Origin of the sequence: Cellulomonas olei, from assembly GCF_039548315.1 — a bacterium.
Lineage (GTDB): Bacteria > Actinomycetota > Actinomycetes > Actinomycetales > Cellulomonadaceae > Cellulomonas.
Genome location: NZ_JBCLVN010000007.1, coordinates 97,156 through 110,432, shown reverse-complemented (window position 1 = coordinate 110,432; position 13,277 = coordinate 97,156). Strand labels below are relative to the sequence as shown.

Sequence of the window (13,277 nt, the reverse complement as noted above, 5' to 3'; positions counted from 1 at the left end):
GAGCCGCGGCTGGTGCGGCCGGAGCCGGCGCGGGCGCGGCCGGAGCCGCCGGAGCCGCCGGTGCCGACGCGTCGGCCGGTGCGGCCGCGTCGGCGGGCGCCGGCGTGGCGCGCCAGTCCGTTCGTTCCGCGTTCGGTGCGGCCCAGGGGCCGGGCACCCGGCGCCCCGGGACGCCGCCGCCCGCCGTCCCCGTCGGCTCGCGCGCGTCCGGGCCCGCCTCCGACGTCCCGTCGGACGCTGCCGGGACGAACCCGCCGGCCGTCCCGCCGGCCCGCTCGGGGTCGGCGGCCGAGCCCGCGCCGGCGGCCGGGCCGGAGATGCCGCCGGCCATCCCGCCCGCCGGTCGCGGCACCGCGTCCGTCGACCGCGACGCGGCGTCCACCGCGACCCGGCCCACGAGCACCACCCCGGAGCGCACCGGCACCGCGACTGCTCCCGGGGACCGCGAGGCCGGCCGCGAGCAGGGCGACCAGCGCGACGACCGCCCCGCCGCGGGGGACGCAGCCGTCGCCGGGCTCGCGGCAGCCGCGGCGGCCGCCTCGCCGCGCCCGGCGTCGGCGGCACCTGCTGCCGGCACCGCGAGCAAGGCCGACGCCGGCGGCACCTCCGGGGCGGCGACCACCGCCACCCCCGCCACCCCCGCCACCCCGGTCCGCCGGGCCACCTCGGCGTTCGCGACGGTGACCCCCGACCCGCGGCCGGCGCCTGACACCCCCGCGGCCCGTGCCCCCGAGCCGGAGCCCCTCGACGCCGCGGACGCCCCCGGCGGCCCGGGAGCAGGCCACCCGGACTGGGACCTGCCGTTCGCCGCCGACGAGCCCGCCCGCGGACCGGGCCAGCGGCGGTTCGACCCGACGCGCTGGGTGCTCGGGCTGGTCGCCATCGGCGTGGTCGTCGGCGTCGTGATCGCGATCGGCAACGTGCTGCGCCCCTGGGACGGCGGCGGGGACGACTCCGCCGGCGCCGTCCCGGTCGCCACCCCGACGGTCACCGCACCGCCCGCGCAGGACGACGCGGCCGACGACGACGGCGCCGACGACGACGAGGAGGCGCCCGCCACGGACCCGCCGGTCATCGCCACCGTCACCACCATCGACCCGTCGGACGACGACGGCGAGCACGAGGAGCTCGTGGGGCGGCTCACCGACGGGGACCCGGCCACGGCCTGGTACACCCACACCTACAACCGCCCGGACTTCGCGGGCTTCAAGGAAGCCGTGGGCCTGGTCATCACGCTGCAGCAGCCCGCCACGGTCAGCGCGATCACGCTCGACGTCAACGGGTCCGGCGGCAACGTCGAGGTCCGGTCCACCGACGGCGCCAACCCGACGGCGGGCGACGTCCTCGCGGCCGGCCCGCTCTCCCCGCAGACCGTCCTCACCCTCGCCCAGCCGACCGAGACGCAGAGCATCGTGCTGTGGTTCACCGCGCTGGCGCAGGCACCGGACGGCGCGAACAAGATCGAGATCTCGACCCTCTCCGTCTCCTGACCGCAGGCCCTCCCGGGCCAGGAACAGACCGGTCCGCCGATCTGTTCTCCCGGCATCAGCTCGTCCCCCGACCCGAGGAAGCACCGTGACCGAGACCCCCGTCCGCGACATCGTCATCGTCGGTTCCGGCCCTGCCGGGTACACCGCCGCGATCTACGCGGCGCGCGCGGGCCTGGCCCCCTACGTGGTGGCGGGGTCGGTGACCGCCGGCGGCGCGCTCATGAACACCACCGACGTGGAGAACTTCCCCGGGTTCCCCGACGGGATCCTGGGCCCCGACCTCATGGACAACCTGCAGAAGCAGGCCGAGCGGTTCGGCGCCGAGGTGCTGTGGGACGACGCGGTCGAGCTCGACCTGGCCGGGCCGGTCAAGACGGTCGTGACCGGCGGCGGGGAGACCGTGCGTGCCCGCGCGGTGATCCTGGCGACCGGGTCGGCCTACCGCGAGCTCGGTCTGGACGACGAGAAGCGGCTGTCCGGGCGCGGGGTGTCGTGGTGCGCGACCTGCGACGGGTTCTTCTTCCGCGACCAGGACATCATCGTGGTCGGTGGCGGGGACTCCGCGGTCGAGGAGGCCACGTTCCTGACCCGGTTCGGCAAGTCGGTGACGATCGTGCACCGCCGCGACCAGCTGCGGGCCTCCAAGATCATGGCCGACCGCGCCACGAACGACCCGAAGATCTCCTTCGCGTGGAACTCCGAGGTCGTGGCCATCCACGGCCAGGACAAGGTCACCGGCGTGACGCTGCGCGACACCGTCACCGGGCAGACCCGCGAGCACGGCGCCACCGGGGTGTTCGTCGCGATCGGGCACGTCCCGCGCACCGAGCTGCTCGCCGGGCAGGTCGACCTGGACGAGAACGGGTACATCGTCGTCGAGGGCCGCTCCACCCGCACCAACCTGCCCGGGGTGTTCGCCGCCGGTGACGCGGTCGACCACACCTACCGGCAGGCCATCACCGCCGCCGGGTCCGGGTGCGCCGCCGCCCTGGACGCCCAGCACTACCTCGCCGCCCTCGGCGACGTCGACCCCGCCTCCCCCACCGGCATCCCCGCCGCCGTCGAGCACGCCGACGTCGACGCCGGCGAGGCCCTCGCCGCCCAGGGCGCCGACACCGCCGCGGGCGCGGCAGCCGCGGGGCACTGACGGGCGTGGCCGCCCCGCTCGCGGTGACCGCGGGCACCTTCGACCAGGAGGTGCTGCGGTCGCCCCTGCCGGTCGTCGTCGACTTCTGGGCGGACTGGTGCGTGCCCTGCCGCATGGTGACGCCGGTGCTGGAGGAGCTCGCGCGGACCTACGAGGGCCGGCTGCGGTTCGTCTCGGTCGACACCGAGGCGGAGCAGGACCTCGCCGCCCGCTACGGCGTGGTGTCGATCCCGACCCTGTACGTCTTCCACCAGGGTGAGCTGGTCCGCACGCTGGTCGGAGCGCGCGAGAAGCGCGCCTACGCCGCCGAGCTGGACGCCGCGCTGGAGGACGTCGCCGCCGGGTGACGACCGGCCCCTCCGGGTGGGGAGGTTCTGCGCGTGCGCGGCGCGCCCGCTGTGGACGGGCCACCGGGCGGCGCGAGTGGCGTGGCACACTCGGACGATGACCGCTCTTGAGCGGCCCGACGGCACGGCGTCGGGCCCCCACCCGACCCCGGCCGCCGGCACGCGGCTCGACCGCTGGCTCGGCTCCTACGCCGAGCGGACGCACGGCATGCGCGCCTCGGAGATCCGCGCGCTGTTCGCCGTCGCGAACCGTCCCGAGGTGGTGTCGCTCGCCGGTGGCATGCCCTGCCTGGACGTCCTCCCGCTGGACGTCATCGGCGAGCTCGCGCAGCGCGTCGTCGCCACGCGCGGCACGACCGCCCTGCAGTACGGGTCCGGCCAGGGTGACGAGACGCTGCGCGAGCAGATCCTCGAGGTCATGCGGCTCGAGGGCATCGAGGCGCACCCGGACGACGTCGTCGTCACGACCGGGTCGCAGCAGGCGCTCGACCTCGTGACGCGGCTGTTCATCGACCCCGGCGACGTCGTCGTCGCGGAGGCGCCCTCCTACGTCGGCGCTCTGGGGGTGTTCCGCGCCTACGAGGCCGACGTCGTCCACGTCCCGCTCGACGCGCACGGCATCGTCCCGGAGGCGCTGGAGACGACCCTCGCCGAGCTCTCCCGGCAGGGGCGGCACGTCAAGTTCCTCTACACGATCCCGAACTTCCACAACCCCGCGGGCGTGACGCTCTCCGCCGAGCGCCGCCCCCGGATCCTCGAGATCGCCGACCGGTACGGGGTGCTCGTCATCGAGGACAACCCGTACGGCCTGCTCGGGTTCGAGGGCGAGCCGCTGCCCGCCATGCGCGCCAGCAGCGAGGACGGGGTGATCTACCTCGGCTCGTTCTCCAAGACGTTCGCGCCGGGCTACCGGGTGGGCTGGGCGGTCGCCCCCCACGCCGTCCGCGAGAAGCTCGTCCTCGCCTCCGAGTCGGCGATCCTGTGCCCGTCGAACGCCTCGCAGCTCGCGATCAGCGGCTACCTGGCCACCTGCGACTGGAAGGGCCAGGTCAAGGCGTTCCGGGAGCTGTACCGCGAGCGGCGGGACGCGATGATCGGCGCGCTGGCCGAGCACCTGCCCGACGCGACCTGGACGGTCCCCGACGGCGGCTTCTACACCTGGGTGCGGCTCCCCGACGGGCTCGACGCGAAGGCGATGCTGCCGCGCGCCGTCACCGCCCGCGTGGCGTACGTGCCCGGCACCGCGTTCTACGCCGACGGGCAGGGCACCGACCACGTCCGGCTGTCGTTCTGCTTCCCCACGCCGGAGCGCATCCGCGAGGGCGTGCGGAGGCTCGCAGGCGTCGTGTCGGCGGAGAGCGAGCTCGTGTCGCTGTTCGGCACGGGCGGCGGGCCCCGCGGCGACGACGTGCAGTCCCCGGGCCCCGACCTCGCCTGACCAGGGGCCAGACCCCGGTTGCTCTCCCGCCGCCAGGCCGGCATCCCGACCCACCGTTGCCGGTACGGTCGGTGCGGGTGGGCAACCGGATCGCCGCCCGCCCCGCACCCGCTCCAGGCCGTCGCAGCGGCCACCCCGTCCCGGAGGACCCGACCCCGTGCCGCACGCAGCCGCCCCCACCACCCCGCGCGTCGTCGTCCTGGCCGGCGGCCTCTCCCACGAGCGCGACGTCTCGCTGCGCTCCGGACGGCGCGTCGCGGAGGCGCTGAGGTCCGCCGGGGTCGAGGTGTGGGTGCACGACGTGGACGCCGACCTGGTCCCCGCCCTGACCGAGACGCGGCCCGACCTCGTGTGGCCGCTGCTGCACGGCGCCGGCGGCGAGGACGGTTCGGTGCGGGACGTCCTGGAGCTGCTGGGCGTCCGGAGCCTCGGGACCGGGCCACGCGCGAGCCGGGTGGCCTGGAGCAAGCCGATCGCCAAGACGTCGGTCACCCGTGCCGGCATCGCGACGCCGCAGTTCGTGACGCTCCCGCAGAGCCTGTTCCGGGAGCTCGGTGCCGGGCGCGTCATGGACGCGGTCGTCGCCCGGCTGGGGCTGCCGCTCGTGGTCAAGCCCTCCCGCGGGGGCTCCGCGCTGGGCGTCACGCTGGTCCGCTCCGCCGACGACCTGCCCCGCGCCATGGTCGCGTGCTTCGCGTACGGCGACACGGCGCTGATCGAGCGGGCCGTGGAGGGCACCGAGGTCGCGGTGAGCGTCGTCGAGCTGGACGGCGAGCCCGTCGCGCTGCCGGCCGTCGAGGTCGTCACGGACGGGCCCTACGACTACGACGCGCGGTACAACCCCGGGCGGACCGAGTACTTCGCGCCGGCGCGCCTCAGCGAGGAGCACGCCCGCCGGGCCGCGGACGTCGCCGTGTCGGCGCACCAGGCCCTCGGGCTCCGTCACCTGTCCCGGACGGACCTCATCGTCGACGCCGACGGCCAGCCCTGGTTCCTCGAGGTGAACGTCGCGCCCGGAATGACGGAGACGTCCCTCTTCCCGCAGGCCGCCGAAGCCGGCGGGCACCACCTGCCGACGCTGTACCGCCGGCTCGTCGAGGCGGGGCTCCGGGACGACGCCTGAGCCGCCCGTGCGGGCTCCGGGCCCGCACGGCGCGGCTCAACCGCGGAAGATGCCCGGGTCGTCGGGTGCCAGGCTCGCGAGGATGCGGTTCAGATCCTGCACCGACGCGAACTCGACGGTGAGCCGGCCGCGCCGCTTCCCGAGGTCCACCTTGACGCGCGTCTCGAAGCGGTCGGAGAGCCGTCCGGCCAGGTCGTCGAGGGCCTCGTTCCGGATGCCCGCACGCGGCTGCTGCCGCTGACGGCGGCCCGCGCCGTCGCCGCCCAGCGCGACGATCTCCTCGACGGCACGGACGGAGAGCCCCTCGGCGACGATGCGCTGCGCGAGTCGCTCGATGGCCGCGCCGTCCCCCAGCCCGAGCAGCGCCCGCGCGTGGCCGGCGGACAGCACGCCCGCGGCCACGCGCCGCTGGACCAGCGGGGGCAGCCGCAGCAGGCGCAGGGTGTTGGAGATCTGCGGACGCGACCGGTGGATGCGCTGCGCCAGCTCGTCGTGCGTGCACCCGAAGTCGTCCAGGAGCTGCTGGTAGGCCGCGGCCTCCTCGAGCGGGTTGAGCTGCGAGCGGTGCAGGTTCTCGAGCAGCGCGTCGCGCAGCAGGTCCTCGTCGTCCGTCCGGCGCACGATCGCCGGGATGGTGTCGAGTCCGGCCGCCTGGGTCGCGCGCCAGCGCCGCTCCCCCATGATGAGCTCGTAGCCGTCGCCGACAGGGCGCACGACGACCGGCTGCAGCACGCCGATCTCCCGGATGGACCCGACGAGCTCCTCGAGGGCGTCCTCGTCGAAGACCGTGCGGGGCTGCTTCGGGTTGGGGCTGATGGCGCCGACGGGCAGCTCCGCGAAGGTCGCGCCCGGGACCGGGAGCAGCCCGCCGGTGTCGGCGGATGCGTCCTGCGGCGCGGGGGCCGCCGGGTCCGGACCGCCCGCGGCGGTGGCGACGTCCGCCCCGTCCGAGGATGCACTCGACCCCTGCTCGGCCCCCGTCCGCGGGTCCGCCTGAGCCGGCGCACCCGAGGCTGCGGCCGCGTCCGAGGTCGTATCGTCGCTGGTCAGAGCGTTGTCACCCTCGTGAACGGGCCGCTCGCCGGACCGGTCGGGGAAGAAGACGTCGACCGGCCTGCTCCCGCCGTCCGTGCTGCGCGTCTCCTGGCCGGTCGGGATCAGGGCACCCAGGCCGCGCCCGAGCCCCCGTCGCTTCTCGCTCACGCGTCCTCCTTCGTCCCGGCCGCGGTGCTCCCGCGCTCGGCGAGCTCTCGTGCTGCCTCCAGGTAGGCGAGCGCACCGCTCGAGCCCGGATCGTATGTCAGGACCGTCTGCCCGTAGGAGGGCGCCTCGGAGACGCGCACCGATCGCGGGACGGTGGTCCGCAGCGTCTGCTGCGGGAAGTGCTCACGGACCTCCTGCGCCACCTGCTGGGCGAGGTTCGTCCGGCTGTCGTACATGGTGAGCAGGATGGTCGAGACGTGGAGCCCCGGGTTCAGGTGCGCCTGGATCAGCTCGATGGACTTCAGAAGCTGGCTCAGGCCCTCCAGCGCGTAGTACTCGCACTGGATGGGGATCAGCACCTCGTCCGCCACGACGAAGGCGTTCACCGTGAGCAGGCCGAGGCTCGGCGGGCAGTCGACGAGCACGTAGTCGATGCGCGGCTCGCCTCGCTCCTCGCGCTGCCGCAGGTAGGTCGACAGCGCCGAGCGCAGCCGGGTCTCACGGGCCACCATGGAGACGAGCTCGATCTCGGCACCCGACAGGTCGATGGTTGCCGGTACGCACCAGAGGCGGGACACGTCGGGGCTGGGGTGGACCGCAGTCTCGAGGGGCGCCCCGTCGACGAGCACGTCGTACACCGAGGTCACGCCGGCGTGGTGGTCGACGCCGAGCGCCGTCGACGCGTTCCCCTGCGGGTCGTTGTCGATGACCAGCACGTGGAGGCCGCCCTGGGCGAGGGCCGCGGCGAGGTTGACCGTGGTCGTGGTCTTGCCGACGCCACCCTTCTGGTTGGCGATGGTGATGACACGCGTCCGGTCCGGCTTGCTGAACACCCGGCCGCGGAGCTCGATGCGGCGGCGGGCGTCCTGTCGGAGCTCGGCCATCAGCGGGGTGTCCTCGTCAGCCGGCGGGAGGCTCTCGATCAGCGCCGCTCGGCGCCGCTCCTCCGCGTCGTCCCGCCACGGTCCGGGTTCGGTCGTCACCGGCGCTGTCCCTTCGCCGCGCGGCGCGACTGCCGCGACTTGCTCTCTGTTCCACGTGAAACACGGCCGGCAGGCTCGCCCGGACCCGCCTTCTCGACGACGACCACGGTCGTCGGGTCCAGACCCGGCAGCGTCGGAGCGACCAGGACCTCGGGCACTCCTCCCCCGAGCCTGCGTCCGATCTCCGCCGCGGCGTCCACCTCGGCCTGCGCCCGGCCGCCCTTGAGCGCGACGAGGCGCCCACCCACCCGCAGGAGCGGCAGGGTCCACCCGTAGAGCTTCTCCAGCGCCGCCACCGCGCGGGCGGTGACGGCGTCCGCCTCGAGCGCGCCGACATCCTCCGCCCGACCCCGCAGCACCTGGACGTTGCCCAGGCCGAGCCGCTCGACGACCTCCGTCAGCCACTCGACCCGGCGCTCCATGGGCTCGAGCAGGACCACCTCGGCGCCCGGTCGCATCGCCGCGACCACCACGCCCGGCAGGCCGGCTCCGCTGCCGACGTCCACGATGCGGCCGCGCTCCGGGAGGAAGGCGACGACCGCCGCCGAGTTGACCAGGTGACGCTCCCAGAGGCGCGAGACCTCCCGAGGCCCGACCAGCCCGCGCAGGACGCCGTCGTCCTGGAGCATCGAGTGGAACCGCTCGACGGCCGGCCAGCCGCCGCCGAACAGCACAGGCAGGCGGGGATCGCCGTCGAGGGGGTCGCGCTGCTCGTCCGGCTCGGCCGTCCGGCTCACCGACGCGTCGACGCGCTCGGTTCGCTCGTCGGGCGCAGGTGCCGACTCAGGCCGCACAGGACTCCCCAGGGACGGTCTCGCGGTGGGTTGCGCGGGTGCTGACGACTCGGCGCGCAGGGACGTTCTACCGTACCGCGCCGCGCGGGGTCGGCCGGCCGCGCGTGGCGATGTTCCACGTGGAACCAGGCCGAGCCGCGCCTCGTTCGGGCGCCCCGCGTGGCTCGTGTGCCGCGCAACCCTCGCGACCATCGGCACGAGTCCTGCCCCGTCGGCGGCCGCGGGCCCCGGGGGGCTTCGGGGGTCCAGGTCCGGGCCGGGCGGTGTCAGCCGTCAGCCACGTCCGGTCCGTGCGGGAACAACCCTGCCCGTCCGTCACCGCTCACGCAGGGCGGCCAGCGCCTGATCGGGGTCGCCGAGGCCGCGCGGTGACGCGGCTGCTGGCGGCTTCGGCCACGGGTTCTCGTAGCCGCAGGTTCTCCCCGTGGCCGGTCCTCTCGACCGTGGGTTCTCCCGGTCGCGGACTCTCCCGGTCGCGGACTCTCCCGGTCGCGGGTCCTCCCGGTCGCGGGTCCTCCCGGTCACGGGTCCTCCCGGTCACGGGTCCTCCCGGTCACCGGTCCCCTTGGTCACGGGTCCTCCAGTCGCCAGTCCTCCCGGTCTCCCGGTCGCCGAACCTGCCGGCGGGCGAGTCCTGACCGCGGGCCCGCGCTCGTCGCGTCGACTGCCGGACGCGTCTGAGGCCGGTCGCCACCGCGACGAGAGCGCGTTCACGCGCGTGAGAGCTCGCACAGACAACCCCGCCCCCTTCGTGGGTCGGCTGCGCAGGGTCCACGACCGGCCTACAACGGCGGGTTCACGTGGAACGCGTGGGCCACCACGACAGCTGCGCGACCACACCGAGGTCTGGATGGCAAGCCGCTCGGGGGCGACGGTTGCGAGCCTGGATGCTGCGCGCCGTTTCACGTGGAACAGTCTCCGACCGTGGGTCGCGGGACCGTTTCACGTGGAACAGTCTCCGACCGTGGGTCGCGGGACCGTTTCACGTGGAACAGTCTCCGACGGTGGGTCGCGGGCCCGGCCACAAGCTGGCTTCGGCGTCGCGCCCCGCCGCAGCGGCACCCCGCTCGCACCCGGCACCGGCCAACCCACCTTCGCGGCGTGCGCGCAGACCACGATCCGGCTCCTCTCGATGGGCGGACCGCTCCGCCACCTCCGCGGGCCGGTCCGGGCCGGCGGCATGGGCGCGCGCACCCGGTTCGGCCTCTACCGCATGGCGCCCCTCCGTCGTGGGGACGCCTCCGGTTCGTGGGGACGCCTCCGGTTCGTGGAACGCCACCGGTTCGTGGGGGCGCCACCGGTTGGAGAACGCCACCGGTTCGTGGAACGCGATCGGTCCGTGGGGCGCCATCGGTCCGTGGGGTGTCCCCGGTTCGCGGGGTGTCCCCGGGCCATGTGGCAGGTCCGGCCCGCGCGGCATCCGAGCTCCGGTTTGCTCCTCGCCCGGGTGCACGCTCTCTTCCCCCGCAGCCGGGCAGGTGCGGCTCTGCACTCGCGCCTCGCTCAGGGCCCAACCGTGCGGCCGCTCGGGCCCGTGCGGCACCACTACGTGGTCCGGCACCACCGGTTCAGGCCGCACCACCGCCTCGCTCAGCACCACCGGCTCGTGCCGAGCCACCGGCTCGTGACGTACCACCGCATCTCCCGGCACCACCGGCTCATCCGACACCACGGCCTCGACCTGCCCACCGGTTCGTGGGGCATCTCCTGGTCGTCGGGTGCCCCTGGTCGCGGGGGTCCTCCGGCGCAGACGTCGAGTCCGTCCTCAGTACGTCCGCCGTCGCTGGGCGGCAGGCCGGCACCGCGGTGGACGCTCGAGGTTGTGGGCCCTCGCGCCTCACGAACCCTCGCCCGTTCGCGTGGCTCCGCCCCCTGATGCCTCGGCCCCCATGCCGCCGCCGTCATCGCTTCGTGGTTGGCGCCCCGTCGCGTGCGTCTCGCAAGGACCTTCCGCTCCTGCCGTCCGAGCGACTTCACGCCATCGCGGCATCACACTCCGCCACGTTCGCTCGGGTCCAGTTTCACGTGGAACGGCGCGGTCAGAGGCGCCACGTCGGCGTCGGCATGGGCGAGCCGTCGCAGAGCTCGTGTTTCACGTGGAACGACCGCGACCCGCGGTGGCGACCCAGAGGGCACCGATCCGCGACATGGCTATCCGGCCGGGCACCCGACACGCTCTCTCAATTGATGCCTCGTTGCGACAGCCCGCCCGGGCACCCACTGCGGTTCGAGAGCCTGAGCCATTCCGCGGACGGCGCTCCGTGAGGCGCGCACGCCGGTTTCACGTGGAACAGCGGGCCACTCTGCGAGAGAGCCGTCAAGCTCGCCCTCTGTCACAAGCCCGCCACCGTGGCAAGCAGGATCGGACTGCAGGTGCAGCCCACGGAGCGGTCGACGTCTCCCCGGCGGGACGCATCCCCGCCGAGCGGCGAATCACCCGCGGCGTCCCCCGAGCACGCGAGGTCGGCTCTGACAAGGCGGAGTCGCACCGGTCTGTGTGCCAGCGCCAGCGGTCTCCGCCCGTCGACCTCGATCCCAGCAGCCGATCTCCACACAGGCACCCCGACCGGCTCCGCGGCTCCCGCACAGCTGCCTCGACCGACGACCTGCCCGAACAGTGCAACAGGTCTGCGTTCCACCGGCCGCCCGCCCCCACCGATCCCGCCGGCGCCCCAGCGCCCGCCTCCGAGCAACACCCACGCGCCGGACGGCGCCCCCGCACCCGACCACGCGCCCCGACCGGGCTCAGGAGCCGGACCGCTGGACATGACCGAAACCCGCCGCGCACACACATGCCGCCACCCGAAGCCCCGAGTCAGCGCTTCGTCCAGAGCCTCTGAGAGCGTGCCGCGAGGACGCACGAGAGGCCGGTCCCGAACGGGACCGGCCTCTCATCGCCTCCTGACGAACTCCGACCGCTGCCGCGCCGGGTCCGATCGCGCTCACTCCGCGGGCTTGACCACCACGTACCGCGCCGGCTCGACGCCCTCCGAGTCGGACGTGAGGCCCGCGGCGGCGACCGCGTCGTGCACGACCTTGCGCTCGAACGGGTTCATCGGCTCGAGCGACACCGGGGCGCCGCTCTCCCGCGCCTCCGCGATGGCCCGCTCGGCGACGGTGACGAGCTCGGCCTTGCGCGCCGCACGGTAGCCGGCGATGTCGAGCATGAGCCGGCTCCGGTCGCCCGTCTTCGCCTGCACCGCGAGTCGCGTCAGCTCCTGCAGCGCGTCCAGCACCTCGCCGTCCTGGCCCACGAGGCGGCGCAGTGCGCGCTCGCCGCCCTCCTCGGCCACGATCTCCACCGCCGCACGACCGTGGTCGACGTCGATGTCGATGTCGCCGTCGAGGTCGGCGATGTCCAGCAGCTCCTCGAGGTAGTCGGCGGCGATCTCGCCCTCCTCCTCGAGGCGCGAGCCCGCGCCGGCCTCGTCGGGGGCGTCGGTGGGTGTCGTCATGTCAGCTCCTTGCTGGGGACAGGGGCGCGCCGGGGGCGCGAGGTCTCAGTCGTCGGTCGAGCCGTCGGGGCGTGCGGACCCGGACGCGCCGGTCGACGGCGAGCCCTTGCCACCCGCGGCCGTGCCGCCCTTGCTACCGGACCCGCCGGAGCCCGTGCGCTTCTTCTTCGCCGCAGGCGCGGTGCCGGCGCCGCCGGCCGTGCCCGAACCCGAGGCCTTCGCACCGGCCGGCCGCGCCGGGCTGCCGCCGGACGTGGTGCCCGCACCGGCCGACGGCGTCACCGTCGGGCGAGGCGCGGTGCCTCCGGCCGGGGGCCGCTTCTTCGCGCGGTCCTTGCGGACGGGCTGCTGGCGCTGACCGCTGACCGGGCGCTCCTCGATCGTCAGGACGTCGCCGTCCTCCTCGATCGACATGCCCTTGGAGGCCGCCCGCTTGGCCTGGCGCGCCTTGAGCGCGGCCTCGGCCTGCGAGCCCGGCGCCGGCATGCGACGGATCGTGTAGAACTGCTGGCCCATCGACCACAGGTTCGTGGTGGTCCAGTAGATCAGCACACCGATCGGGAAGTTCACGCCCGAGAAGGCGAAGATCAGCGGGAAGACGTACATGAGCAGCTTCTGCTGCTGCGCCATCGGGCCCTCGAGGGCGGCCGGCGGCATGTTCTTCATCGTGAGCTGGCGCTGCGTGGTGAACGTGGTCAGCGACATCGCGACCACCAGCAGGATGGTGACGATCCGCACGTTCGTGGCCGCGTCGCCGAACTGCGTCGCGTTCATGAAGGTCGCCGACAGCGGAGCGCCGAGGATCGTCGCGCTCTCGGCCTGGGCCGCCAGCTGCTGGTTCAGCGGGCCCAGGTTGGCGCGCGGGTAGTCCCCGGCGGCGAGCTGCGGCAGCGAGTTCAGCACGCGGAACAGCGCGAAGAAGATCGGCGACTGGGCCAGGATCGGCAGGCAGGACGAGAACGGGTTGGTGCCGTGCTTGCGGTACAGCTCCATCGTCTCGCGGCTCATGGCCTCGCGGGACGCCGGGTCGGTCTTGCCCTTGTACTTCGCCTGGATCTTCTTCATGTCCGGCGCGAGCATCTGCATGCCGCGGGACGCCTTGATCTGCTTGAAGAACAGCGGGATCAGGATGATCCGCATCACGATCACGAGGCCGACGATCGACAGCGCCCACGCCGTCCCGCCCGCCGGGTCGAGCCCGATCCAGTCGAAGAACGAGTGGAACTGGACCATGATCCAGGCGACCACGACCATGATCGGGTACAGCAGGCCGTCGAACCAGCTCATCGGGGAACTC

9 protein-coding genes and 1 pseudogene are annotated in these 13,277 nt (G+C 74.4%); 5 read left to right on the top strand and 5 right to left on the bottom strand.

Going from position 1 to position 13,277, the window contains the following annotated elements:
- The 5 genes and pseudogenes from AAHH18_RS04155 to AAHH18_RS04135 all read left to right on the top strand — a co-directional run.
- Window positions 1-1,490, top strand: a pseudogene (locus tag AAHH18_RS04155) (hypothetical protein); the annotation flags it as partial.
- Window positions 1,491-1,575: 85 nt separating this feature from the next.
- Complete coding sequence (gene trxB, locus AAHH18_RS04150; RefSeq protein WP_343300681.1) at window positions 1,576-2,637, top strand: thioredoxin-disulfide reductase; 1,062 nt, start codon at window positions 1,576-1,578, stop codon at window positions 2,635-2,637.
- Between the two features lie 5 nt (window positions 2,638-2,642).
- Window positions 2,643-2,984: a thioredoxin gene (gene trxA / locus AAHH18_RS04145; RefSeq protein WP_283318746.1), complete on the top strand. Its 342-nt coding sequence runs from the start codon at window positions 2,643-2,645 to the stop codon at window positions 2,982-2,984.
- Between the two features lie 97 nt (window positions 2,985-3,081).
- Window positions 3,082-4,422 carry an aminotransferase-like domain-containing protein gene (locus AAHH18_RS04140; RefSeq protein ID WP_343300680.1) on the top strand — a complete coding sequence of 447 codons (1,341 nt, stop codon included), beginning with the start codon at window positions 3,082-3,084 and terminating at the stop codon, window positions 4,420-4,422.
- 157 nt (window positions 4,423-4,579) lie between these two features.
- Window positions 4,580-5,545 carry a D-alanine--D-alanine ligase family protein gene (locus tag AAHH18_RS04135; protein ID WP_343300679.1) on the top strand — a complete coding sequence of 322 codons (966 nt, stop codon included), beginning with the start codon at window positions 4,580-4,582 and terminating at the stop codon, window positions 5,543-5,545.
- Window positions 5,546-5,581: 36 nt separating this feature from the next.
- On the opposite strand, the gene AAHH18_RS04130 is transcribed toward AAHH18_RS04135, so the two are convergent.
- From AAHH18_RS04130 to yidC, 5 genes are all read right to left on the bottom strand, one after another.
- Window positions 5,582-6,748: a ParB/RepB/Spo0J family partition protein gene (locus tag AAHH18_RS04130; RefSeq protein WP_343300678.1), complete on the bottom strand. Its 1,167-nt coding sequence runs from the start codon at window positions 6,746-6,748 to the stop codon at window positions 5,582-5,584.
- Window positions 6,745-7,632, bottom strand: a complete 888-nt coding sequence (locus AAHH18_RS04125) for a ParA family protein (RefSeq protein WP_459349079.1) — start codon at window positions 7,630-7,632, stop codon at window positions 6,745-6,747. The genes AAHH18_RS04130 and AAHH18_RS04125 overlap by 4 nt, the downstream gene beginning before the upstream one ends.
- A 95-nt stretch (window positions 7,633-7,727) precedes the next feature.
- Window positions 7,728-8,468: a 16S rRNA (guanine(527)-N(7))-methyltransferase RsmG gene (rsmG, locus tag AAHH18_RS04120; RefSeq protein WP_343300676.1), complete on the bottom strand. Its 741-nt coding sequence runs from the start codon at window positions 8,466-8,468 to the stop codon at window positions 7,728-7,730.
- Between the two features lie 2,999 nt (window positions 8,469-11,467).
- Entirely contained in the window at window positions 11,468-11,980 is a 513-nt protein-coding gene (locus AAHH18_RS04115) for a Jag family protein (protein ID WP_343300675.1), read from the bottom strand.
- 45 nt (window positions 11,981-12,025) lie between these two features.
- On the bottom strand, window positions 12,026-13,267 hold the full coding sequence (yidC, locus tag AAHH18_RS04110) for a membrane protein insertase YidC (RefSeq protein ID WP_343300674.1): 1,242 nt from the start codon (window positions 13,265-13,267) through the stop codon (window positions 12,026-12,028).
- Window positions 13,268-13,277: the final 10 nt, after the last annotated feature.